19 protein-coding genes are annotated in these 21,222 nt (G+C 60.6%); 1 reads left to right on the top strand and 18 read right to left on the bottom strand.

The features are described from left to right. Positions 1-4 precede the first annotated feature (4 nt). The 11 genes from PG892_RS03580 to murJ all read right to left on the bottom strand — a co-directional run bounded on the left by PG892_RS03580 (position 5) and on the right by murJ (position 13,613). Positions 5-3,358, bottom strand: a complete 3,354-nt coding sequence (locus tag PG892_RS03580; protein ID WP_270825121.1) for a pilus assembly protein — start codon at positions 3,356-3,358, stop codon at positions 5-7. Positions 3,359-3,367: 9 nt separating this feature from the next. Next, on the bottom strand, positions 3,368-3,844 hold the full coding sequence (locus tag PG892_RS03585; RefSeq protein ID WP_005308830.1) for a pilus assembly PilX family protein: 477 nt from the start codon (positions 3,842-3,844) through the stop codon (positions 3,368-3,370). Positions 3,845-3,854: 10 nt separating this feature from the next. Next, positions 3,855-4,949: a PilW family protein gene (locus PG892_RS03590; protein ID WP_270825122.1), complete on the bottom strand. Its 1,095-nt coding sequence runs from the start codon at positions 4,947-4,949 to the stop codon at positions 3,855-3,857. Beyond that, positions 4,946-5,359 carry a type IVa pilus pseudopilin TppB gene (tppB, locus tag PG892_RS03595; protein ID WP_106553390.1) on the bottom strand — a complete coding sequence of 138 codons (414 nt, stop codon included), beginning with the start codon at positions 5,357-5,359 and terminating at the stop codon, positions 4,946-4,948. The genes PG892_RS03590 and tppB overlap by 4 nt, the downstream gene beginning before the upstream one ends. After that, complete coding sequence (tppE, locus tag PG892_RS03600; RefSeq protein WP_160837176.1) at positions 5,356-5,859, bottom strand: type IVa pilus pseudopilin TppE; 504 nt, start codon at positions 5,857-5,859, stop codon at positions 5,356-5,358. The genes tppB and tppE overlap by 4 nt, the downstream gene beginning before the upstream one ends. A gap of 261 nt (positions 5,860-6,120) precedes the next feature. Further along, complete coding sequence (gene ispH / locus PG892_RS03605) at positions 6,121-7,056, bottom strand: 4-hydroxy-3-methylbut-2-enyl diphosphate reductase (protein ID WP_270825123.1); 936 nt, start codon at positions 7,054-7,056, stop codon at positions 6,121-6,123. Then, positions 7,056-7,508: an FKBP-type peptidyl-prolyl cis-trans isomerase gene (fkpB, locus tag PG892_RS03610; RefSeq protein ID WP_114522714.1), complete on the bottom strand. Its 453-nt coding sequence runs from the start codon at positions 7,506-7,508 to the stop codon at positions 7,056-7,058. Before fkpB ends, ispH begins: the two co-directional genes overlap by 1 nt. After that, positions 7,505-8,008 (bottom strand): signal peptidase II, encoded by a 504-nt coding sequence (lspA, locus tag PG892_RS03615; protein ID WP_114522713.1) that lies wholly within the window; start codon positions 8,006-8,008, stop codon positions 7,505-7,507. The genes fkpB and lspA overlap by 4 nt, the downstream gene beginning before the upstream one ends. After that, the gene (gene ileS, locus PG892_RS03620) at positions 8,008-10,869 is read right to left on the bottom strand and encodes an isoleucine--tRNA ligase (protein WP_171864925.1); all 2,862 of its coding nucleotides are present in this window, start codon (positions 10,867-10,869) and stop codon (positions 8,008-8,010) included. Before ileS ends, lspA begins: the two co-directional genes overlap by 1 nt. Beyond that, positions 10,869-11,843, bottom strand: coding sequence for a bifunctional riboflavin kinase/FAD synthetase (gene ribF / locus PG892_RS03625; protein ID WP_109421804.1), 975 nt, complete (start codon positions 11,841-11,843; stop codon positions 10,869-10,871). Before ribF ends, ileS begins: the two co-directional genes overlap by 1 nt. 207 nt (positions 11,844-12,050) lie before the next feature. Then, positions 12,051-13,613 (bottom strand): murein biosynthesis integral membrane protein MurJ, encoded by a 1,563-nt coding sequence (murJ, locus tag PG892_RS03630; protein WP_109421858.1) that lies wholly within the window; start codon positions 13,611-13,613, stop codon positions 12,051-12,053. 191 nt (positions 13,614-13,804) lie between these two features. On the opposite strand from murJ, the gene rpsT reads away from it, so the two are divergent. Beyond that, on the top strand, positions 13,805-14,068 hold the full coding sequence (gene rpsT, locus PG892_RS03635; RefSeq protein ID WP_005308808.1) for a 30S ribosomal protein S20: 264 nt from the start codon (positions 13,805-13,807) through the stop codon (positions 14,066-14,068). Positions 14,069-14,116: 48 nt separating this feature from the next. Here the strand turns inward: rpsT and PG892_RS03640 are convergent, their stop codons facing one another. The 7 genes from PG892_RS03640 to ptsP all read right to left on the bottom strand — a co-directional run bounded on the left by PG892_RS03640 (position 14,117) and on the right by ptsP (position 21,222). After that, a complete protein-coding gene (locus PG892_RS03640) occupies positions 14,117-14,419 on the bottom strand; it encodes an ArsR/SmtB family transcription factor (protein ID WP_029313781.1) in 303 nt (100 codons plus the stop codon). A 48-nt stretch (positions 14,420-14,467) separates the two neighbouring features. Continuing rightward, on the bottom strand, positions 14,468-15,400 hold the full coding sequence (nhaR, locus tag PG892_RS03645) for a transcriptional activator NhaR (RefSeq protein WP_010673095.1): 933 nt from the start codon (positions 15,398-15,400) through the stop codon (positions 14,468-14,470). Next, entirely contained in the window at positions 15,387-15,767 is a 381-nt protein-coding gene (locus tag PG892_RS03650) for a hypothetical protein (RefSeq protein WP_010673094.1), read from the bottom strand. Before PG892_RS03650 ends, nhaR begins: the two co-directional genes overlap by 14 nt. 20 nt (positions 15,768-15,787) lie before the next feature. After that, positions 15,788-16,978 carry a Na+/H+ antiporter NhaA gene (nhaA, locus tag PG892_RS03655; protein ID WP_103261680.1) on the bottom strand — a complete coding sequence of 397 codons (1,191 nt, stop codon included), beginning with the start codon at positions 16,976-16,978 and terminating at the stop codon, positions 15,788-15,790. 279 nt (positions 16,979-17,257) lie between these two features. Beyond that, positions 17,258-18,052, bottom strand: coding sequence for a thymidylate synthase (thyA, locus tag PG892_RS03660; protein WP_042014892.1), 795 nt, complete (start codon positions 18,050-18,052; stop codon positions 17,258-17,260). Beyond that, a complete protein-coding gene (lgt, locus tag PG892_RS03665; protein WP_043153049.1) occupies positions 18,052-18,876 on the bottom strand; it encodes a prolipoprotein diacylglyceryl transferase in 825 nt (274 codons plus the stop codon). The genes thyA and lgt overlap by 1 nt, the downstream gene beginning before the upstream one ends. Before the next feature lie 66 nt (positions 18,877-18,942). Continuing rightward, positions 18,943-21,222, bottom strand: a complete 2,280-nt coding sequence (gene ptsP / locus PG892_RS03670) for a phosphoenolpyruvate--protein phosphotransferase (RefSeq protein ID WP_160837185.1) — start codon at positions 21,220-21,222, stop codon at positions 18,943-18,945.

A 21,222-nucleotide genomic window follows, 5' to 3' on the forward strand; every position in this document is an offset into this window, starting at 1 on the left:
ACCTCTACTCCAGTTGCAACCAGGACTGGCGCCCCCCAAGGTCACCCGCCCCCTCTTCCAGCGTGACCGAGATATTGCCGCTGGAACCACTGATGTACTTGCGCTCCATGTCGGCATCCTCCACCACGCTCGGCGTCGTGGTGAGCTCGTCAAACTGCTTGCCGCTGACCGGCACCTTGATGTCGTTGCCGCTGCCGTCCTTGATCCCCACATAGTCGTCATCGTTGACGGCCCCATCGCCATTGACGTCGAACACCGAGTAGCTCAGACGCGCCCCCGAGACAGGATCCAGCTCCATCAGCCAGGAGCGCCCACCAAAGTCACAGGCATCCGCCGAGGGGATCAGGGTATTGAAGATCAGCCGTTTGTTGCGGTAGAGCATCTCCGAAACGGCTCGCTCCCCTACCCCCTTACTCAACGCAGGGGATTTGAGCACCAGATACCACCCTTTCTGGCTGGTGTAGTTGACCGCCGTGTTGGAGACCACCCTCACGTTGAACTTGATGGTGGTGCCATTGGCGGAGTATTCGTGAGTGATGCTCTGCTGCTGCAACTGGCTGGCGAGCACGGTCGCCCCCGCATCCCAAATGCCGTAGACGGCTTCCAGCCTGGGGGTTGCCGGCAACAGCTTGTCGTCATTGGTGAAATAGCTGCCGGTTCCCATCAGCACCATGATCCCCCCCTTGGGGTGGCGGATGGCCAACGGGCGCATGGTGATGGGTTGGCGCGTGCTGGCAGAGCAGGTCCCGTTGCACGCCTGAAACAGCGGTTTTGGCTTGTTGCCGGTCTTGAAGGCGCTCCCCCACTGGGCGCTGTTGTTGTCGGTCAGGTCGAATTTCCACAGATTGCCCTGCAGATCGCCGGCATAGACATAGTCCGCCACCCGATCACCGTCCTCGTCTACCGGCAGGGGGGATGAGAGGCCATTGGGTTCGCTGGCCGAGCCCACCTGGGTATCGATTTCCTTGATCACGGCGCCGGTCGCCAGATCCAGCACAAACAGCCGGGCGGTCTGGCTGGTGCTGTTGTAGCCGTTGGCCACCAGCGCCACCCATTTGTTGCCGGACTTCACCCGGACCAGGGTCGGCGCAGCCAGCGCTACCCCCATCTCGGCGCTGGTAAACTCCCACAACATCTTGTCGGCGGTGAAGTTGTCGGGGGCCGTTACGTCGATGGCAAAGACCGCCTTGCCTCCGGCGCCGGTCGACCCCAGCAGCACGGTTTTCCAGCTGCTGCCAAGATAGGCATCCCCCACTTTGGGCGTACCGTCCACATAGTAGCGGTGGCTGTAATCCGGCTTGGTCAGCAGGCTCAGATCCCCCAACAGGCTGGCCGGGATGTAGCCCAGCGTCTCCACCCCGTTGGCGACCCGAAAACCGTGCAGCATTCCGTCATTGGCCCCCACGTAGAGCATGGGTGTGCGGCGACTGATGGCCGTCGAGCCGAGGAAACTCTGGTAGCCCTCCCGCTCGGCCTGGGTCAGGCCGGTGGCGCTGCCATAGCCGTAGTCCCGGTTGCCGACATAGACGGGATCCGAGTTGATGATGTCCCCCAGCAGGTCGCTGCGACTGCGAAACAGGCCGCCATTGTTCTGCTCGCGACTGCGATCACCGCGCAAGTAGGCGACCCGGTTTTCCCCCTGGTTGTCACCGGCGAGGTTGAACAGGGCGCGATTGGTGGCGTTGAGATCGGCCCAGGTGAAGGGAATGCCGACCCCGTTCTGGCGAGTGAAGAGGCTGCGGGCGGTATGGGCAGGGATCTGGGTTGCGGCATCCCAGGCCATGTTGCCCAGCGAGCCGTCGCTGTTGAGCGGAATGGAGACGAGCTGCCCGGACCAGTCGCCACTGTTGTAGCGGGCCTGATAGATGTGGGTATTGCTGTCCAGCCGGGTGGCGTTGGCGGTCACCGAACTGGCGGAGCTGTTGCGGGCCGCGATCTGGGCCAGAGTGCTGCTCAGGGCCGCGGCAAAGACGTCGGGGTCACCCGCGCTGAAGAAGCTGCCCTTGCTGTTGAGCGCCGCGTGCCACAGGTCATCGATCTTGTACTCCGGAATATAGGTCGCGTTCTTGTACTCCTTGTCATCCGGATCATGGGGATTGGGCCAGCTGTTCGGGATGCCGTTGGCCGGATTGAGCGACCCGTTGACCCCGAGCCCAACGGTAAAGTTGACCAGATGCTGCCAGTTGGCAGGATCTGCCGTGCTGGTCGGCACCTTGTCGGCCAGATCGGCACGCAGGTCTGTTTTCCAGTACTTGTAGGCCACATCGGCCAGGGTATTGCTGTAGCCATCCTTGTCCAGATCCCCCACCGAGGGGGTATCCCCGTTCCAGTAGCCATCGGTCATCAGGATGTTGTAGCTCTGCCGGCAGGTGAGGTGGGGCAAGGTGCTGCCGGCGCTGGCCGCCCAAGGGCCATTGTTGTCGGTGCGGGAGAAATACTCCCCCACATCCTTCAGGCTGGTGCGCAGCGGCGTGCCGGCGGCCGGAATGTCGCGGCTGTAGAGGTCGCTGAAAAAGGCGCTGCGATCGGTGCCTGAGAAGGGCGCCACCCCGCGGATCACGCTGCCGCTGGCATTGATGGTGGCAAACCCCACCCGCAGGGCCTGTCCCTGGCTGGCGAAGGCACGACCGACCCCGGCCCGGGCCGCCAGGATCCGGGAGCGATAGTAGGTGTACCAGTTGGCGAAATTCTGGATCTCCTCCTCATAGGTACATACCGGTGCGCTCTTGCAGTCGCTGCGATTGGGGCGCCCGCCATAAGTGCTGCCGGACTTTATCTCGACCCGGGTATAGCTGCTCGCCCTCTTTACGTCACCGCTGCCCTTGTAGGCGAAATAGACGGCGGGCCAGAAGGTCTCGTCATCGTTGTAGTCGCTGGAGGAAAACCCGGTGTAGTAGCGCAACGACTTTGAGCGGTTGTTCTTGGTCAGGTCGCGACAGCCGGCGGCGGTGTTGAAGGGGTTGTGCGGCGCGCAGCTGATGCTGGCATTCGCCATCAGGGTACCGTCCGCCTTGGCCCATGGGCGGTAGCTCAGCAAGGGGTTGTAGTAGAGCTTGTTGTTGTTGCTCGAGCGGGTGTAGGCGTTGCGATCGTTGTTGCTGGTGAAGGTCACGGTCCGGTTGTCATAGTCCTCGCTGCCATAGACGTTGTCGGCACGGGGATAGACGTAGCGAGCGCTGTTTTCGATCAAATCCTCCGGCATCAGCTCGAAGTGCATCGAGCCGGAGTCATCCAGACTGAACATGATGTTAGGTTCGGCCCGGGTGCCGAGATAGAGGGGAACCTGGGCGATGTCGAGCGCCGCCTGCACCTGGGTGCAGAGCAACAGGGCGCAAAATCCGTAGCCAGATGCACGCATGGTTCCCTCCTAGCGGCTGTAGGTCGATTGCAACAGCACCCGGCTCTCGTCCGAGAGGCCGAATCCCCGAGCCGTGATGCGATAAAGACGGCGCTCGCTGATGGGCTCGTCCACCGCCAGACTCTCGTTGCTGCTCTGGGTGTAGGGCAGCCGCTCGATGAAGTACTCTGGGGCCCGTCCCGCCAGACCGCTATTGGCATAGGTCCGCCAGGCCGTGGAGGGAGAAGCGGGATCCACCGCCACGCTGACGAACTCATAGAGACCGGCGCTGTTGTCGTAGGGGCCTGAGTTGCCCGCCTCCAGATAGCGCTCGGCAGCGCGCAGTGCCGCCTCCGCCGCCTGCAGCGCCTGTTGCGACTCCTTCTGGTTGCCCGCCATCTTCTCCTGCAGCAGGGCGCTCTGCATGCTGGCCATCGCCAGCAGGCTCACTACCGCGAGAAAAATCAGGCTGATCACCAGTGCCATTCCCCCTTGTCGCCCCATCATGCCTCCCTCCTCATGGCAGCCGGTTGCGCAAGGCGACCGTGGTTTCGGCCACCCAGTACCAGTGGCTGTCGGTTGCCTGGAAGGTAGCCCCGGCGAAGCTGATGGCCTGCGGATCCGACACCACATTGCCCTGGTTGCTGCGCATCAACAGCTGAACGCCGATCCCCAGCACGTTGTCCCAGTTCGGGTTGCTGGCGGCACTCACGTAACGATCCGCCGCCCGATCCCGGTTCTGATCCTCACCGAAGGTCAGCTGGATGTCGGTGACCCCGTCCACCAGCGGCATGCCCGCCCCCAGTCCGCTCTTGCGATAGAGGGCATAGGGCGCGCCGGCCGAGGGACGGGCGATGTAATAGACCCTGGTTTCCATCCGGCTCAATACCGAACCGGCGCCGAAGCGCTCCTCGACCGGGCTGCTGGCCCCGCCCCAGGAGCTGACGGCATTGCCTGGGGTGTATTTGTTGTCATTGGAGTGGCCGATGTTGACCTCGCTGCCCCCTCCCACCACCTGGGTCTGGGTGATCTGGAAGATCCGCGCCTTCTGGCAATCGGAAACCATGACGATGTCCCCCTCGCACAGGTCGCTGTAGCCCTGCTTGCCGGTGCCGCAGTAGTTGGCCTTGCTGGAGAGTTGCTGCACGAACAGCTGGGCCGCACTGTTGTTGCGGGTCACCGGCACACCGCTGCCGGTAGGCCCCTGCACCAGCAGCACGTCGGTTCCCGGCTTGGGTTTGGGCTCGGCCGCGGTAAACAGGGCCGACAACGGCGCAGGCAGCGTCGCCGTGACATTGTCATAGCCGCGCAGATAGACGGTGAAGTTGTAGGGCAGCGTCGTCGCCCCGTTGAGGGTATTGGTGATGTTGACCCCCTGCTTGCTGAGGCAGCCCTGGTAGCCCACCATCCGCAGCTCTTGTTGCAGCAGGTTGACGGCAAACCGGCTGTCCTCCTGCACCCGGGCGATGGCCTCACCGGTCAGGTAGGTTTTGTGGTTGCCAAGCAGCACCTGGATGATGACCCCGACCGTCAGCAGTGACAGCAGCAGGGCGATCATCACCTCCACCAGACCGACACCGGCCTGACGCAACAAGGTGCGCCGCCCGCTCACAGATCCGTCCTCAGGGTCATGCTGCGCAGCGCAGGCTCGGTAGCCAGCCGGCTGGCATCCCACTGGATGGTGATGGTCGCCTGCCCGGCGCTGACGGCAATGGCCCCGTCACCGCCCGGCAGGCCGGTCAGCGCCTGTTTCCAGTACTGCACATCCTGTATCGCCATCGAGCTGCCGGAGACAGCCTCTCCCAGCCCGACATTGTATTGACCGAGCAGGGCCGCGCTGCGATTGGCCCGCATCATGTCGGCGATCATGTAGCCGAACTGGGTCGCTTCTGTGCGGGTAAGCGCCGATTGATTGCTCTTGAGCGCCTGCAACTGCAGGGTCGCCATGCCGAGAATGCCGATCGACAGCACCAGCACGGCGATCATGATCTCAAGCAGAGATACCCCCTGATGTCGTTTCATATGCAGCTGGTCTCCACGATGGATGGGCGCCCGGCCGGGGTGATCGTGATGTCGCGCGATGCCTCTTGGGCACACTCCGGCGGCTGCAGAGAGAACACCAGCGCCACCTGCTGACGTCCGTCGAGAAAGCCATTGCCACTGAAGCGAACCAGCGACGTATTGCTGACCAGGGTGCCTGCGCCCATGTCGGGAAAGAGCCGCAGCAGTTCGCCGTTGTCGAGGGTGCCATTGCCGTTGCGATCGACCCAGATCTGCCAGCCCAATTCCCAGTGGTTCTGGGTCAGGTTGCTGGCGGTTGCGGAGAGCGTGACCGCGGTATTGCGGCGAATGGCTTCGGAGCGGGCGAGGTTGATGGCGGCCACGAAGTTGTTGGCCTGGCTGGTCAGCGTCATGTTGCGCAATATCGCGCTAAAGGAGGGGACTCCCAACGTCAGCAGGATAGAGATGAGCGCAACGGTGACCATCAGCTCGATGAGGCTAAAACCTGAACGCAAAAACATCCTGTTTCGCTCTGATTTTGTCGGGGAGGCTCGTTCGCATATCCATGTGCCATCAAGCCAGATGAGAAGATCATCAGCAGTCTAGACCGCAGACCTTCGCTTGCAATTCAATCTACTCAGATCTTGGACATACATCATCAAATTTCGCTGCAATCTCACCACAAACCGGACAACAAGAGTCATAAGAATCGCCCATGAAAAAGCCACCTCACAGGAGGTGGCTCAGGCACTCATGGCACTATGCCGCACGGGATGGCTGACTCAAAGGATGCGCAGCTCCGGCGGCACTTCAAACACCACATTCTCTTCCCGGCCAGGATGCTCGGTCACTATCTTGCCTCCCAGCTCGCGCAGACGAGCAATGACATTCTGAACCAGCACATCGGGGGCTGACGCACCCGCCGTGACCCCGATACGGACAACCCCGTCCAGCCATTGCGGCTCAATCATGGAGGCATCGTCGATGAGGTAGGCCTTGGCGCCCACCTTCTCGGCCAGCTCCCGCAGACGGTTGGAGTTGGAAGAGTTGCGCGACCCCACCACCAGCATGGCGTCCACCAGCCCGGCCATCTCCCGCACCGCATCCTGGCGGTTCTGGGTGGCGTAGCAGATGTCATCCTTGCGCGGCCCCTGGATCTTGGGGAAGTGCGCACGCAAGGCATCGATGACATCCGAGGTCTCGTCAACGCTGAGTGTCGTCTGGGTGACGAAACAGAGATCGTCCGGGTTCTTCACTTTGAGTTTGGCCACATCTTCCGGCGTCTCCACCAGATACATGCCCCCTTCACTGTTCTCGTACTGTCCCATGGTGCCGATCACCTCGGGGTGGCCGGCATGGCCGATGAGCACGGCTTCGGAACCCTTGCGGCTGGCACGATGGACCTCCATGTGCACCTTGGTCACCAGCGGACAGGTGGCATCGAACACCTTGAGGGCGCGGGATTTGGCCATCTCGCGCACGACCTTGGCGACACCGTGAGCGGAGAAGATGACGATGCTGTCATCCGGCACCTCGTCCAGCTCTTCGACGAAAACGGCACCCGCCTCCTTGAGCTTGTTCACCACGTAGCGGTTGTGCACCACCTCGTGACGGACATAGATGGGGGCACCGAACTTCTCCAGCGCGCTCTCGACGATGCTGATGGCCCGGTCGACACCGGCACAGAAGCCACGGGGGTTAGCCAGCAGAATATCCATCAGTGAACCTTCTCCTCGTCATCAACTCCCAGGATCTCCACCTCGAAGGTGACGATGTGACCGGCCAGGGGGTGGTTGAAATCGACCGTAACCGACATCCCTTCCACCGCCCGGATGATCCCGGGCAGTTCGCTGCCGTTGGGCTGGTCAAACAGAATGATGGTACCCACCTTGGGCTCAACTTCGTTACCGAATTTGGCGCGATCGAGATGGTAGATGTTGTCAGGATTGGAAAGGCCGAACGCCTCTTCCGGCGCCAGGGTAAAGCTCTTGCTCTCCCCTTCGCGCAGCCCCAGCAGGCATTGCTCGAAGCTCGGCGTCAGGCTGCCGTCTCCCATCCGCAGACGGGCAGGCTTGCCGTGCAGCGCCGTGCTGTCGGCCACCGAGCCATCTTCCAGTTTGATAGAGAAATGGAACAGCACGCTGCTGTCCGCAACAATCAGCTGGCTCATGAGGTAGCGTCCTGTTTTTTCTCGCCACGGAAGCCGTCCAGCACGATCATGGCGGCACCGATGAAGATGAAGCTGTCAGCCAGGTTGAACGCCGGCCAATGGGCGCGATGCCAATAGAAGTCGAGGAAGTCGACCACATGGCCCAGCACCAGCCGGTCAAACACGTTGCCGAGCGCCCCGCCGATGATCAGGCTGTAGGCGATACCGCTCCAGCGCTGGGTGACCGACTGCTTGCGCAGCCAGTGGATCAGCAGGCCACAGATGGCGAACGCCAGCACGGCGAAGAACCAGCGCTGCCAGCCTCCCTGATCCGCCAGGAAGCTGAAAGCAGCGCCCTTGTTGTAGACATGGACCAGGTTGAAGAAGGGGGTGATCTCCACCCCCGGGTAGCCAAATGGCAGCAGTTTGACCACGGCGAGCTTGCTCGCCTGGTCCAGAACAAAGGCCAGCACTGCCAGCCACAGCCAACGCAGGCCGCTTTTATGTTGAGTCATGTTCATCAGGCAAATTGACGCGTTTCGCCGTCACCCTCGACGTTGGTGACGCAGCGGCCACAGATCTCTTCGTGACCCGCGATGGTACCCACGTCCTCTACATGGTGCCAGCAGCGGTCGCACTTGGCTGCAGCTGACTGGGCCACGCAGAGCCACAGGTCATCGCGCTCGGTCGCCACGGCCTCTGCCGGTGCGACATCGACGCTGACGACCTTGGCCTTGGAGGTGAGCAGCACGAAGCGCAGCTCATCGGCCAATGCGTTCAGACGCGCGGCCAACTCAGGCTTGGCGAACAGGGTCAGCTCGGCCTGCAGAGAACCGCCGATGCGCTTCTCGCCACGGGCCACTTCCAGCGCCTTGTTCACTTCACCGCGCACGGTGAGGATCTCGGCCCAGAACTCGTCGTTCAGCACTTCGCCCGCTTCAAGCCCGAACAGGCCGTCGTACCACTCCTCGGTGAACACGAACTCACCGCGCTCACCCGGCAGCAGGGCCCAGATCTCGTCGGCGGTGAAGCTCATGATGGGCGCCATCCAGCGCACCATGGCTTCGGCAATGTGATAGAGGGCGGTCTGGCAGGAGCGACGGGCCAGGCTGTCGGCCTTGGCGGTGTACTGACGATCCTTGATGACGTCCAGATAGAAGGAACCCATCTCGATGGAGCAGAACTGCATCAGCTTCTGGGTCACGCCGTGGAAGTTGTACTCGTCGAACGCGGCCACGATCTCGGCCTGTACCGCTTTGGCACGGCCCACTGCCCAGCGATCCACCACCACCATGTCGGCAGGCGCCACCATGTCGGTCGCCGGATTGAAACCGTTCAGGTTGGCCAAGAGGAAACGGGCAGTGTTGCGGATACGACGATAGGCGTCGGCGGAGCGCTTGAGGATCTCGTCGGAGACGGTCATCTCACCGGTGTAGTCAGTGCTCGCTACCCACAGACGCAGGATGTCGGCACCCAGCTTGTTCATCACGTCCTGAGGGCTTACCACGTTGCCGATGGACTTGGACATCTTGCGGCCCTGACCATCCACGGTGAAGCCGTGAGTCAGCACCTGGTTGTAGGGAGCCTTGTCTTTCATCGCCACGCCGATCATCAAGGATGACATGAACCAGCCACGGTGCTGGTCAGAGCCTTCCAGATACATGTCGGCCGGCTTGCCGTTGAACTCGGGACGGGCATCGACCACGGAGGCATGGGTAGAGCCGGAGTCAAACCAGACGTCCAGGGTGTCGGGTACCTTCTCGTAGTTGTCGGCATCGACGCCCAGTAGCTCGGCCTTGTCCAGATCCCACCAGGCCTGGATGCCGGACTGCTCGACCCGCTTGGCTACCTCTTCCATCAGGCGCACGGAATCCGGGTGCAGCGCCTGGGTATCCTTGTGAACGAACAGGGAGATGGGCACGCCCCAGGTACGCTGACGGGAGATACACCAGTCGGGACGGTTCTCGACCATCGCCTGGATGCGGTTCTTGCCCCAGGCCGGGACCCAGCCACTCTGGCCATGCTGGGCAATGCCCTCTTTCTCGATACGCTCGATCTCTTCCAGTGCGCGCTGCCGAAGACCCTTCTGCTCCATGCTGATGAACCACTGGGGGGTGGCACGGAAGATGATCGGGGTCTTGTGACGCCAGCAATGCGGGTAGGAGTGGTTGAACACCTTGTGATGCAGCAGGGCGCCGCGCTCGGTCAGCACCTCGACCACGGCCGCATTGGCCTTGAACACGTGCTGGCCGGCAAACAGTTCGGTATCCGGCAGATAGACGCCGTTGCTGCCAACCGGGTTGGCGACTTCCAGACCGTACTTCTGACCGACCACGAAGTCTTCCTGACCGTGACCAGGGGCGGTGTGCACCGCGCCGGTACCGGCGTCCAGAGTGACGTGGTCACCCAGCACCACAGGCACGTCGAAGCTGTAGAAGGGGTGGTTGAAGCGCAGCAGCTCGAGTGCGGCACCCTTGGCGTAGCCCAGGTTGTGGAAGTGCTCGATGCCGGCGCGATCCATCACATCCTTCACCAGCTCGGCGGCCAGGATCAGACGCTCGGGATTGTCGCCCTCAACCTGCACCAGTGCGTAGTCGAGATCGGCATGCATGGCGATGGCGCGGTTGGCCGGCAAGGTCCACGGGGTGGTCGTCCAGATCACGGCAGAGAGCGCGCCCTTGCCGGTGTGGCCTTCGGCGCAATCAAACTTGGCGGCAACAGCAGCCTCGTCGACGGCCTTGAAGCGCACGTCGATGGAGGGGGAGTTCTTGTCGTAGTACTCCACTTCCGCTTCAGCCAGCGCGGAGCCGCAATCGGTACACCAGTGCACCGGCTTGGAGCCTTTGTGCAGGTGGCCGTTTTCAACGATCTTGGCCATGGAGCGGATGATGTTGGCTTCGGTCCCAAAATCCATGGTCAGGTAGGGGTGTTCCCAGTCACCCAGCACGCCCAGACGGATGAAGTCGGTCTTCTGCGCTTCGATCTGGGTTTTGGCGTATTTGCGGCACTCGGCGCGGAACTCGGCGGCGGAAACCTTCTCGCCCGGCTTGCCGACCATGCCTTCCACTTTCAGCTCGATGGGCAGACCGTGGCAATCCCAGCCCGGTACATAGGGGGAATCGAAGCCAGAAAGGCCTTTGGACTTGATGATGATGTCTTTGAGGATCTTGTTGACCGAGTGACCGATGTGAATGCTGCCGTTCGCATAGGGGGGGCCATCGTGCAGAATGAAAGAAGGCTTGCCCGCTTTGGCGCGGCGAATGGCGCCGTAAAGATCCTGATCGTACCAACGTTTCAACATGTTGGGTTCGCGTTTGGCCAGATCGCCACGCATCGGAAACTCGGTTTCCGGCAGATTCAGGGTGTGTTTATAGTCGCTCATCAGTCCTGGGTTCCCTTCTTTTCTAAAAGAGTGCTGGGTAAATGAAATTGTGGCAGCCCGAACCAGGCTCGGGCCGCCAGGGCATCTCGTTCGATCTGCTCTTTCAAGGCGGTGAAAGAGTCAAATTTCTGCTCTTCGCGCAGCTTGTGGCGAAGCAGCACCTTGACCTGCTGACCATATAGATCACCAGAAAAATCAAATAGATGTACTTCCAATCTGGCTTGTGTACCGCTCAAAGTCGGACGTACACCCACATTGGCGACGCCGGGGAAAGTCTTGCCGGAACATATCACTTCCACCGCAAACACGCCACCGACCGGGACAACCTGGCGTTTGAGGGCCAGATTCGCGGTGGGAAAACCTATGGTGCGCCCCAGCTTATCGCCGTGGGCCACCCGGCCGCTGATGGCATAGGGGCGACCGAGCATCAGCTCCACCTCCGCCATGCGGCCCGCTTTGAGGGCCTCACGCACCAGGGTGCTGCTGACCCGCTGGCGGGAAAGCTGGAAACTCTGGGTGCTGATCACCTCGAACCCGAAGCGCCGACCGGCCTCCTCCAGCAGGTGGAAGTCCCCTTCCCGCCCCTTGCCGAAGCGAAAATCGTCGCCGACCACCAGATAGTGCACGCCGAGTTTCTCCACCAGCAGTTGCTCGATGAAGGTGCTGGCCACCTGCTCGGCAAAACGATGGGTGAAACGCACGCAGAGCATGCGATCGATCTGCATTCCCTTGAGGGCTTCGTACTTCTCCCGCCAACGGCTGAGACGGGCGGGCGCGGCACTGCCCGCAAACAGCTCCAGCGGCTGGGGTTCGAACAACATGACACAGGCCGGCAGGCCAAGTTGGGCGGCCTTCTCCTGCAAACGGGCCAACACTGCGTGGTGCCCCTGATGAACCCCATCGAAGTTGCCTATGGTCAATACACAGCCCCGGTGACGGGGCTTGATATTGTGAATGCCGCGAATAAGCTCCATCAGTGCCTTGTGCGTTGCTGCCATGGAAATCGGCGGATTATATATCAGGCAGCAGGCAGGGTCAGCCCTGCCGTTGACCCGATTTAGCCATCCCACTCGCTTCTCGGACTTGGCCAGGAGCATCGCACCTCGTTGGCGGGCCAACCCGACAGCCCCTGAGACCGCCCCCATCGACCCTGTACTGTCCCCTCCCTTGCAGCTGGCTCCTTATTGCTGACCGGCTCTCAGGTGCCGTGGCCGGATCCCCAATGCCAAAAGGACAATGCCATACAGCGCTCCGCCCAGGCAGAGCAGCAGGGTCAACTCCAGGCTGGCCTTGCCCATGCTCCAGGCCCCCCATTGGGCGAGATCCGGTGACAGATAGGCCAGAAGCCCCCCCATCAAGACCGTTGCCGCCAAGAGCTTGAGGCAGAACAGCCCGGTGTTGCGGGAAGGGCGATAAACATCCTGCTGATAGAGCCCCTTGAACAGCAGTACGGCGTTAAGGGTGCCGGAGCAGGCAGTGGCGAGAGCCAGCCCCACGTAGCCGAGCGGATAGATGAAGATGAGGTTGCACACCATGTTGGCAACCATGGCCATGATGCCGATACGCACCGGCGTCCTGGTGTCCTGGCGGGCGTAATAACCGGGGGCCAGCACCTTGATGAGCATCAAGGAGAGCAGCCCCGTGGTGGAGGCCAGCAGGCTCGCACTGGACATGCTCACCTCGTGCAGACCGAACTCACCGCGCATGAAAAGTACCCGCAGTATGGGCTCGCGCAGTACGGCGATGCCGACCATGGCTGGCAAGCCGAGCAGCATCACCATGCGCACCCCCCAATCCATGGTGCGAGAGAAATCAGCCGGATCCGCATCCACGTGTTTTCTGGCCAGGGCAGGCAGGATCACCGTGCTGATGGCCACCGCAAAGAGGCCGAGGGGAAACTCCAGCAACCTGTCCGAGTAATAGAGATAGCTGATGGCACCGGTAGCCAGAAACGAGGCCAGCATGGTGTTGATCAGCAGGTTGATCTGGCTGACCGACACGCCGAACAGGGCCGGGATCATCAGGGTACGGATCTTCACCACCCCGGGATGGTGCCAACCCCACTTGGGCCAGACCAGCATGTTGAGCTGGCGCAGAAAAGGATACTGGAACAAAAACTGGACCAGACCGCCGAGGAAGACACCGATCGCCAGGGAGATCTCGGGGCGCTCCATCAAGGGCGCGATCCACCAGGCCGCTGCAATCATGGTGATGTTGAGGAACACCGGCGTGAAGGAGGACACGGCAAAACGGCCAAAGGTATTGAGAATGGCCCCCGCCATGGCGGTGAAGGTGATGAACCAGAGATAGGGGAAGGTGATCTTGAGCATCAGACTGGCCAACTCGAACTTCTCCGCCGCCGGTCCGCCGTGCAGCCAGTCCCAGAACCAGCCCCAGCCAAAGAGGGCCGTCAGGACACCGGAACCCAGCACCCCGAGCAAGGTGACCACGGTGACGATACCACCCAGGGTGCCCGCCACCGCCGCCAGCAACTCGCGAACCGCCTGCTCGTCACCGTTTTTCTTGTACTCCGTCATCACGGGCACGAAGGCCTGGTTGAATGCCCCTTCGGCAAAGAGACGGCGCAAGAAGTTGGGAATGCGATTGGCGAAGAAGAAGACGTCTGAGGCCACCCCGGCACCGAGCAAATTGGCGATGACCACATCGCGCACCAAGCCCATCACACGGGATGCCAGCGTCATTCCGGACACAATCATGCCGGATTTGATCAATTTCTTACTCAAGACGGGGCCTCTGGAACTGTCGGAAAGAAAAGAATGCTGTTAGAATCGGCCGACAGTTTAACCGTCTCCCATCTGACACACCACCGGGGGGCGGTGTTTATTTGCACAAATCATTTGACAATATGTGGTTGGGAAGGCATATTTCCGGGCCTTTTCAATACACTCGCTAAGACAGTTTTAGGAGTTTTACCTTGGCTAACATCAAATCTGCTAAGAAGCGTGCTCTTCAGTCAGAGAAACGTCGTCAGCACAACGCCAGCCGTCGTTCCATGACCCGTACCTACCTGAAGAAAGTGATCGCTGCCATCGCCTCTGGTGACAAGGCTGCTGCCACTGCCGCTTTCGCTGTTGCTCAGCCGATCATGGATCGTATGGCGACCAAAGGCCTGATCCACAAGAACAAAGCTGCTCGTCACAAGAGCCGCCTGTCTGCCCAGATCAAAGCCATGGCTTAATCAGCATCCGCTGATGAAAGCTGAAAAAACCGGCCTAGTGCCGGTTTTTTATTTGGGGTCGCTACAGTACAGTCTGTGCAACAATCCGATCATCTCGCGCACCTCATGGCTGCGCAGGGAGTAATAGACCGTCTGGGCTTCCTTCCTCGTCGCCACCAGCTCATCCCGGCGCAACACCGCCAGATGCTGCGACATGGCTGACTGGCTCAATCCCAAGACCTCGTTCAGCTCGCCGACCGACAGCTCCCTATCCAGTAACTGGCACAAGATAAACAGCCGTCGCTCATTGGCCAATGCCTTGAGCAGGGTGACGGCACGCCCGGCATTCGCTTCCATCTCTTCCAATTGCATCTCACCCTCCTCTTCCAAGACTGGCATCATAGCGCCGTCACCGTCGATTTAAAACGAGAGGCTTGCCGGCTGAATGGCCGTGAAATCCTCCTGCCCCGCAAAGAGGAAGGAGAAATCACTCTCGCATACCCGCTTGACCGCAGGATGCTGGATCATCCGCTCGGCAAAGATGACGTAATACTCCTCCATCAGATCCTGGGTTTCACCCAGCAGCATCACCTCCTCCCCCTCCAGGATCTCCTCCCGATAAATGGTCGGTGCCATGAAGATGCCCTGGTTGAAGAAGCCGAACGCCTTCATCAGCGCCGCATCGTCGAATTCTCCCAGAATGCTGGGGGAAATTCCCTGCTGCTCGAACCACTGGGTCAGTTGACGACCCATGGCGGTACGGCGGCCCGGGATGAGCAGCTTGCGCTCTTCCAGGCAGGCAGGGAAAGGCTGGGAGGGCAGAGGCGCCTTGCAGAAGAAACTGACGCCACATCCCCCCAGACGCTTGGACAGCAACCCGGCATGCTGGCTGGAGTCCACCGGGCAATCAGAGAGGATCATGTCGAGCTTGTGCTCGCTCAACTGCTCCAGGAGCAGTTCATGGGTCGACTCGAAGCAGCGCAGGTGAATGGAACCGTCATTGGGGATCACGGAGAGCAGTACCCGGCTGGCGAGACGCTTGGAGAGAGCATCGGCGATGCCCACATCGAACAGGATCTGGCTCTCCTTGCGGTAGTTGACGATATCCAGCATCTCGTAGGAGAGGCTGAACATCTTGTCCGCATAGCGAAATACCAGTTGGCCAAGCTCGGTGGCCTCAAGGGAGCGCCCCTTTCTGATCAGCAACTTGCCGCCAAGACGCTGCTCAAGCAGTTTGATCTGACCGGTCACGGTCTGTGGGGTCAAAAAGAGGGCTTCCGCCGCCTGCGTGACGGAGCCCTTCTTCTGAGTCATCCAAAAATAGTAGAGATGGTTGTAGTTAAGGTGTGACATCCGATGGGGTTCCCGCGCCAGGCGGGCTCCGGTAGCAGCTGAGTTCAACCGCCAGAATGTCATACATGTCGCTGATCGAGTCAACCTTGTTCGCGTCGAACTGTGCCTGCAGATGGGCCTTGAGACGACCGGCATCCGGCATTCGCTCGGTACAATAGCGCTTGTTGGACAGCTTGACTCGCTCGCCGGCACGACTGCTCAGTGCCCGTTCGGCGAAGGTCTCTCCGAACCGAGCTTTTACCTGTGAGTCCCCCAGCATGAGTGCGCTGTCGACCACCCCGTTGAGATAGGCAGAACAACTTGCCGAGGTGGCATCCCGCTGACAATCGACCAGGCCATTTGCCCAGATTGCAGGACTCGCCAGCATGACTAACCATCCTAGTTTTCTCATAACCCCTCCGTACTTTGATTCGCCTCCCGATTGGGCAGCGATATCCGCAGTGCGATGTAACCGATCACGGCCGCGAGTGTGGAACCTGCCAGGATCCCGAGGCGCGAGTAGCTGCCGTAGTCCAGTCCGCCATGCTCGAATGCCAGCGATGCGATAAACATCGACATGGTGAAGCCGATGCCACACAGGATGCTGACGGCAAAGATCTGTCTGAAGTTCACTCCTTGCGGCAATTGGGCAATGCCTGATTTCACAGCCAGCCAGCTGATGGTGAAAATCCCGAGCGGCTTGCCGACGAAGAGCCCCAGGATGATCCCCATGGGGAGCGGATTGAGCAGAGCCGAGAAGTAGATCCCCTCCAGCGATACCCCGGCGTTGGCGAAAGCGAACAGTGGCAGGATCAGGAAGGCGCTCCAGGGGTGCAGCACATGCTCCAGATGCTTGAGTGGCGATGCGTAACGCTTGCCGTTGAGGGGGATCATGAAGCCCACGATGACCCCCGCCAGGGTCGCATGGACACCGGACTTGAGCACGGCAACCCAGAGCACCAGGCCGACCAGCATATAGAGTCCAATCCTGTCCTCACCACGGCGATTCATCCAGAGCAAGGTCAGGGTAGCCACCACACCTATCGCCAGCGCAGTCAGCGACAGCTGCTGGGTGTAGAAGAGGGCAATGATGATGATGACCCCCAGATCGTCCATGATAGCCAGCGCCAGCAAGAAGACCTTGAGGCTGGTCGGTACCCGCTTGCCCAGCAGCGCCATGACCCCGAGAGCGAAGGCGATGTCGGTTGCGGCCGGAATCGCCCAGCCAGCACGGGTAGCCTCGTCCCCGTAGTTGAAGAAGCTATAGATGAGTGCCGGTGCCAACATCCCCCCCACGGCAGCAATGGCCGGGAAGGTTGCCTGCACCCGGGAGGAAAGCGCCCCCTCCAGCATCTCTCGCTTCACCTCGAGACCCACCAGCAGGAAGAAGATCGCCATGAAGCCATCGTTGATCCAGAGCAGCAGCGGCTTGTTGATGTCGAGCGCCGCGATGCGAACCTGTACCTCGGTATTGAGGAAGCCCTGATAGTGTTGCGCCAGCGCCGAATTGGCCAGGCCGATGGCAAGCAGGGCGGCCAGGATCAGAATGATCCCGGAAGCGGACTCCAGTTTGAGAAAACGCTTGAATACATCGCTCATATCTAACTACCCATAAAATTGCATCTTTTCAGTCTAGGGCCAGAGTAGCTCAATGAAAAATCGTTTCTAACGGCTGATAACAACGAAAAAACCGAAAGCAAAACAGATAATGCCTGCTATAAGCAGGTTATTTCCCCTTTTCAGGAGCCATCTCTCCACCCGGAATGTTGCATATTAATTCACAGAAAATGCAAAAAGGCACCCGAAGGTGCCTCTAACAGCTGAGTGTCGACTCATCGTCACCTGGGAGACGATACTCGCCCCAGGCTCATTACCTACTCAAATAGCGACAGGCGCCTTGATCCCAGGATGAGGATCATAGCCCTGGATCTCGAAATCCTCGAATCTGTAATCGAAGATGGAGTCAGGTTTGCGCTTGATCACCAGTTGCGGCAGGGGGCGCGGCTCGCGGGTGAGTTGCAGTGCCGTCTGCTCCATGTGGTTGGAATAGAGGTGCACATCGCCACCGGTCCAGACAAAGTCACCCACTTCCAGATCGCACTGCTGCGCCATCATGTGGGTCAGCAGCGCATAGCTGGCAATGTTGAACGGCAGGCCAAGGAAAACATCACAACTACGCTGGTAGAGCTGGCAGGAGAGCTTGCCATCCGCCACATAGAACTGGAAGAAGGCGTGGCAGGGTGCCAACGCCATTTTGTCCAGCTCGCCCACGTTCCAGGCGGAGACGATGATGCGGCGGGAATCCGGGTTGTGCTGGATGTCGTCCACCGCCTTCTGGATCTGGTCGATGACAGACCCATCGGCTGCCGGCCAGGAGCGCCACTGGGCACCATAGACAGGCCCCAGATCACCGTGCTCGTCGGCCCACTCGTCCCAGATGCTGACACCGTGCTCTTTCAGATAGGCGGTGTTGGTATCGCCGTTGAGGAACCAGAGCAGCTCGTGAATGATGGAGCGCAGGTGGCACTTCTTGGTGGTCACCAGCGGGAATCCCTCGGCCAGGTTGAAGCGCATCTGATGACCGAACAGGGAGACGGTCCCGGTGCCGGTGCGATCGGATTTGACGGTCCCTTCATCCAGAATTTTCTGCATCAGGTCGAGATAGGCACGCATTACTTCGCCTCCTTGGGTGCATTGCCGAACAGACGGGGCTGTTTGTAGGCGGCCCAGACCATGAGGCCCCCCGCCACTATCATCGGGGTAGAGAGGATCTGACCCATGCTGATCTCGTTGAAGTAGAGACCCAGCTGACTGTCTGGTTGACGAACAAACTCCACCAGGAAGCGGAACAGGCCGTAGAACAGCAAGAACATCCCGGAAATGGCGCCACGGGGTGGGTGCTTGCGCCAGAACAGGTTCAGGATGATGAAGAGCACCACACCTTCCAGCGCGAACTGGTAAAGCTGGGACGGGTGACGCGGCTCGGGGCCCGCCTCGGGGAAGATGATTGCCCAGGGGACATCGGTCACCCGACCCCACAGCTCGCCGTTCATGAAGTTGCCGATGCGGCCAACACCGAGGCCAAACGGAATCAGCGGTGCCACGAAATCCGCCACGGTGAAGAAGTGGCGCTGGGTTTTGTGGGCAAACCAGATCATGGCGGTGATCACCCCGATGAGGCCACCGTGGAACGACATGCCACCAGTCCATATCTTGAACAGATAGGTCGGGTCTGCGAGGAAGAGATCGAAGTTATAGAACAGCACGTAACCGATGCGCCCTCCCAGGATCACCCCGAGGAAGCCGTAGAACAGCAGATCCGAGACCTCGTTGCGGGTCCAGCCGCTATTGGGTGCATCGGCGCGGCGACCTGCCAGCCACATGGCGAACGCAAAACCGAACAGGTACATGAGACCATACCAGCGTACCGATAATGGTCCCAAACTGAATGCTACGGGATCAATCTGCGAGAAAACCCAATATCCGTCGTGCTGCATAGGCGGCCCCAATCATAAGAAAAGCCGCATTCTCCGATCATTCTTACGCAGTAACAAGGTGGAATATCAATCGGGCAGCCTGACCTTGTGCCCAGCCCGCAGCAATCCGCCCAGACCGTGCTCTTCCAGATATCGGGCGAACAGGCCCCGCAGCACGTGAGGATTGTCATGCTTGAGACCATCCGCCATCAGCGCCTTCAACTCGCCAAGGTCGGATTGCCGCAGCACGTATTTGATACGGGAGATGTTGTGGGTATTCATGCTGAAACGGCGATAGCCCATGGCCAGCAGCAGCAGCACTCCGACCGGATCGCCAGCCAGCTCGCCACAAACAGAGACCGGCTTGTGATAGCGCTGAGAGGCATCGACCAACAGTTGCAAAGCGCGGATCACCGCGGGATGGAAGGCATCGTAGATGCTGGCGACACGGGCATTGTTGCGATCCACCGCCAGCAGGTACTGAGTCAGGTCGTTGCTGCCCACCGACCAGAAGTCGATGAGCGGCGCCATCTCCGGCAGGATGTACAGCGCGGAGGGGACTTCGATCATCACCCCGAGACTGGGGTAGCGGATCACCGCATCGCGGCTGGCCGCTTCTTCCGACACCTCGCGCCACGCCTGATCCAGCAGACGACGGGAGGCCTTGATTTCACTGACACTGCTGATCATCGGCAGCATGATGGCCAGATTGTCCAGCCCTTCGCTGGCCCGCAACATGGCCTTGAGCTGCACCAAGAAGAGTTCGGGGTGATCCAGGGTGAGCCGGATCCCCCGCCAACCAAGGAAGGGATTTTCCTCCACGATGGGGAAATAGGGCAGTTGCTTGTCCCCCCCCACGTCCAGAGTCCGCATGCAAACCGGGCGATCCCGATAGGTTTCCAGGATCCCGCGATAGCGGGCAGTCTGCTCCCACTCCGAAGGGAAGCTGTCCTGCAGCATGAAGGGGATCTCGGTGCGATAGAGCCCGACCCCGTCCGCCAGATGATTGAGGGAGATCTCGGTATCCGCACTCAGCCCTGCGTTGAGCAGCAGAGAGACCTTGGTGCCGTCGGCAGTCTCGGAGGGCTGGCTGTCGACGCTACGCACCAGGGTGTCGAGTGCCCGCTCCTCACTCAGCAGTTGCCGGTACTCGGTCAGGATCACCTGGTTGGGTTCGATGAAGAGATCGCCGCTGTAGCCATCGATGACCAGAGTGCGCCCGCCGATGTCACCGAGGGGCAGATCCACCCCCATGATGGCCGCCACCCCCATGGCACGGGCCAGGATGGCGGCATGGGAGTTGGTCCCGCCCTTGAGCGACACCACACCGCTCAGAAATTCCCTCGGGATCTCCGCAAGGATGGTGGCCGTCACTTCATCGGCGACCAGCACCACGGGTTCGCCGATGGTGAGCTGCTCGGGTTCGTCCTGCACCAGCCGGCTGATGAGCCGCTGGGCGATGTCTTTCACATCGGTGGAACGTTCCCGCAGATAGGGATCCTTCATCCCCTTGAACTGCTCTATCAGCCGATCGCTGATGAGTTTGACCGCCGAGATCGCCGTCCAGTGTTCCTTGCTGACCTTGTTGCGGATGGGCTTGATGTAGCCGGGATCGTTCAACAGGTGCAGATAGATGTCGAAGATGGCGACCGAGTCCTGGCTGTAGCTCTCGCGAAAGCGCAGTGCCAGGCTCTCCAGATCATGGCGCACTTCCTCCACCGCCAGCTCGAGACGGGCAAGCTGCTTGGCATGATCCTCGTCCTTGCGCGGCGTGATGGTATTGAGCGCCTTGCGCGGACGCCACACCCAGGCCTTGGCGATGGCGATGCCACTCGCCCCGGCAATACCGCGCAGCGGCTTGCTCCAGTCGGTCTTCTGCAGCCACCCCTTGGCCTGGGCCTGGGCGATGCGGGCAGCCAGCTGAGCCGCCAGGGTGACCATGAAGGACTCCTCCCCCTCATCGAAGAGGCGGCTCTCCTTCTGCTGCACGACCAGAATCCCCACTACCTGACGCTGATGCATGATGGGAGCGCCGAGGAAGGAGCGAAACGCCTCTTCCGCCACATCGGGCAGGAACTTAAAACTGGGGTGAGAGGGGGCATCCGCCAGGTTGATCAGCTCTTCACGCTGACCCACCAGGCCGACGATACCCTGCTCGAACGGCAGGGTGGCCTTGCCCACGGCCGATTCGGCCAGACCATCGGTCGCAGCCAGTCGATAGCGGCGCATGTCCGGCTCGGCTACATAGACGGAGCAGCAGTCCACCGTCATGGCGAGCCGGGTCTGGCTCACCAATGCTTGCAAGGCCTGTTCGAGGGTGTTGGCCTCGGCCATGCTTTCCACGATGCGTCTGAGTTCCGTCAGCAA

Origin of the sequence: Aeromonas sp. QDB68 (assembly GCF_027707405.1) — a bacterium.
GTDB lineage: Bacteria > Pseudomonadota > Gammaproteobacteria > Enterobacterales > Aeromonadaceae > Aeromonas > Aeromonas caviae.

Coding starts and splice junctions, on each gene's coding strand:
- ribF (WP_109421804.1), bottom strand. CDS start 11,843: ATGGAGCTTATTCGCGGCATTCACAATATCAAGCCCCGTCACCGGGGC.
- tppE (WP_160837176.1), bottom strand. CDS start 5,859: ATGTTTTTGCGTTCAGGTTTTAGCCTCATCGAGCTGATGGTCACCGTT.
- nhaA (WP_103261680.1), bottom strand. CDS start 16,978: ATGAGCGATGTATTCAAGCGTTTTCTCAAACTGGAGTCCGCTTCCGGG.
- PG892_RS03650 (WP_010673094.1), bottom strand. CDS start 15,767: ATGCTGGCGAGTCCTGCAATCTGGGCAAATGGCCTGGTCGATTGTCAG.
- ispH (WP_270825123.1), bottom strand. CDS start 7,056: ATGGATATTCTGCTGGCTAACCCCCGTGGCTTCTGTGCCGGTGTCGAC.
- ileS (WP_171864925.1), bottom strand. CDS start 10,869: ATGAGCGACTATAAACACACCCTGAATCTGCCGGAAACCGAGTTTCCG.
- nhaR (WP_010673095.1), bottom strand. CDS start 15,400: ATGTCACACCTTAACTACAACCATCTCTACTATTTTTGGATGACTCAG.
- tppB (WP_106553390.1), bottom strand. CDS start 5,359: ATGAAACGACATCAGGGGGTATCTCTGCTTGAGATCATGATCGCCGTG.
- fkpB (WP_114522714.1), bottom strand. CDS start 7,508: ATGAGCCAGCTGATTGTTGCGGACAGCAGCGTGCTGTTCCATTTCTCT.
- lgt (WP_043153049.1), bottom strand. CDS start 18,876: ATGCAGCACGACGGATATTGGGTTTTCTCGCAGATTGATCCCGTAGCA.
- lspA (WP_114522713.1), bottom strand. CDS start 8,008: ATGAACATGACTCAACATAAAAGCGGCCTGCGTTGGCTGTGGCTGGCA.
- thyA (WP_042014892.1), bottom strand. CDS start 18,052: ATGCGTGCCTATCTCGACCTGATGCAGAAAATTCTGGATGAAGGGACC.
- PG892_RS03585 (WP_005308830.1), bottom strand. CDS start 3,844: ATGATGGGGCGACAAGGGGGAATGGCACTGGTGATCAGCCTGATTTTT.
- PG892_RS03580 (WP_270825121.1), bottom strand. CDS start 3,358: ATGCGTGCATCTGGCTACGGATTTTGCGCCCTGTTGCTCTGCACCCAG.
- PG892_RS03640 (WP_029313781.1), bottom strand. CDS start 14,419: ATGCAATTGGAAGAGATGGAAGCGAATGCCGGGCGTGCCGTCACCCTG.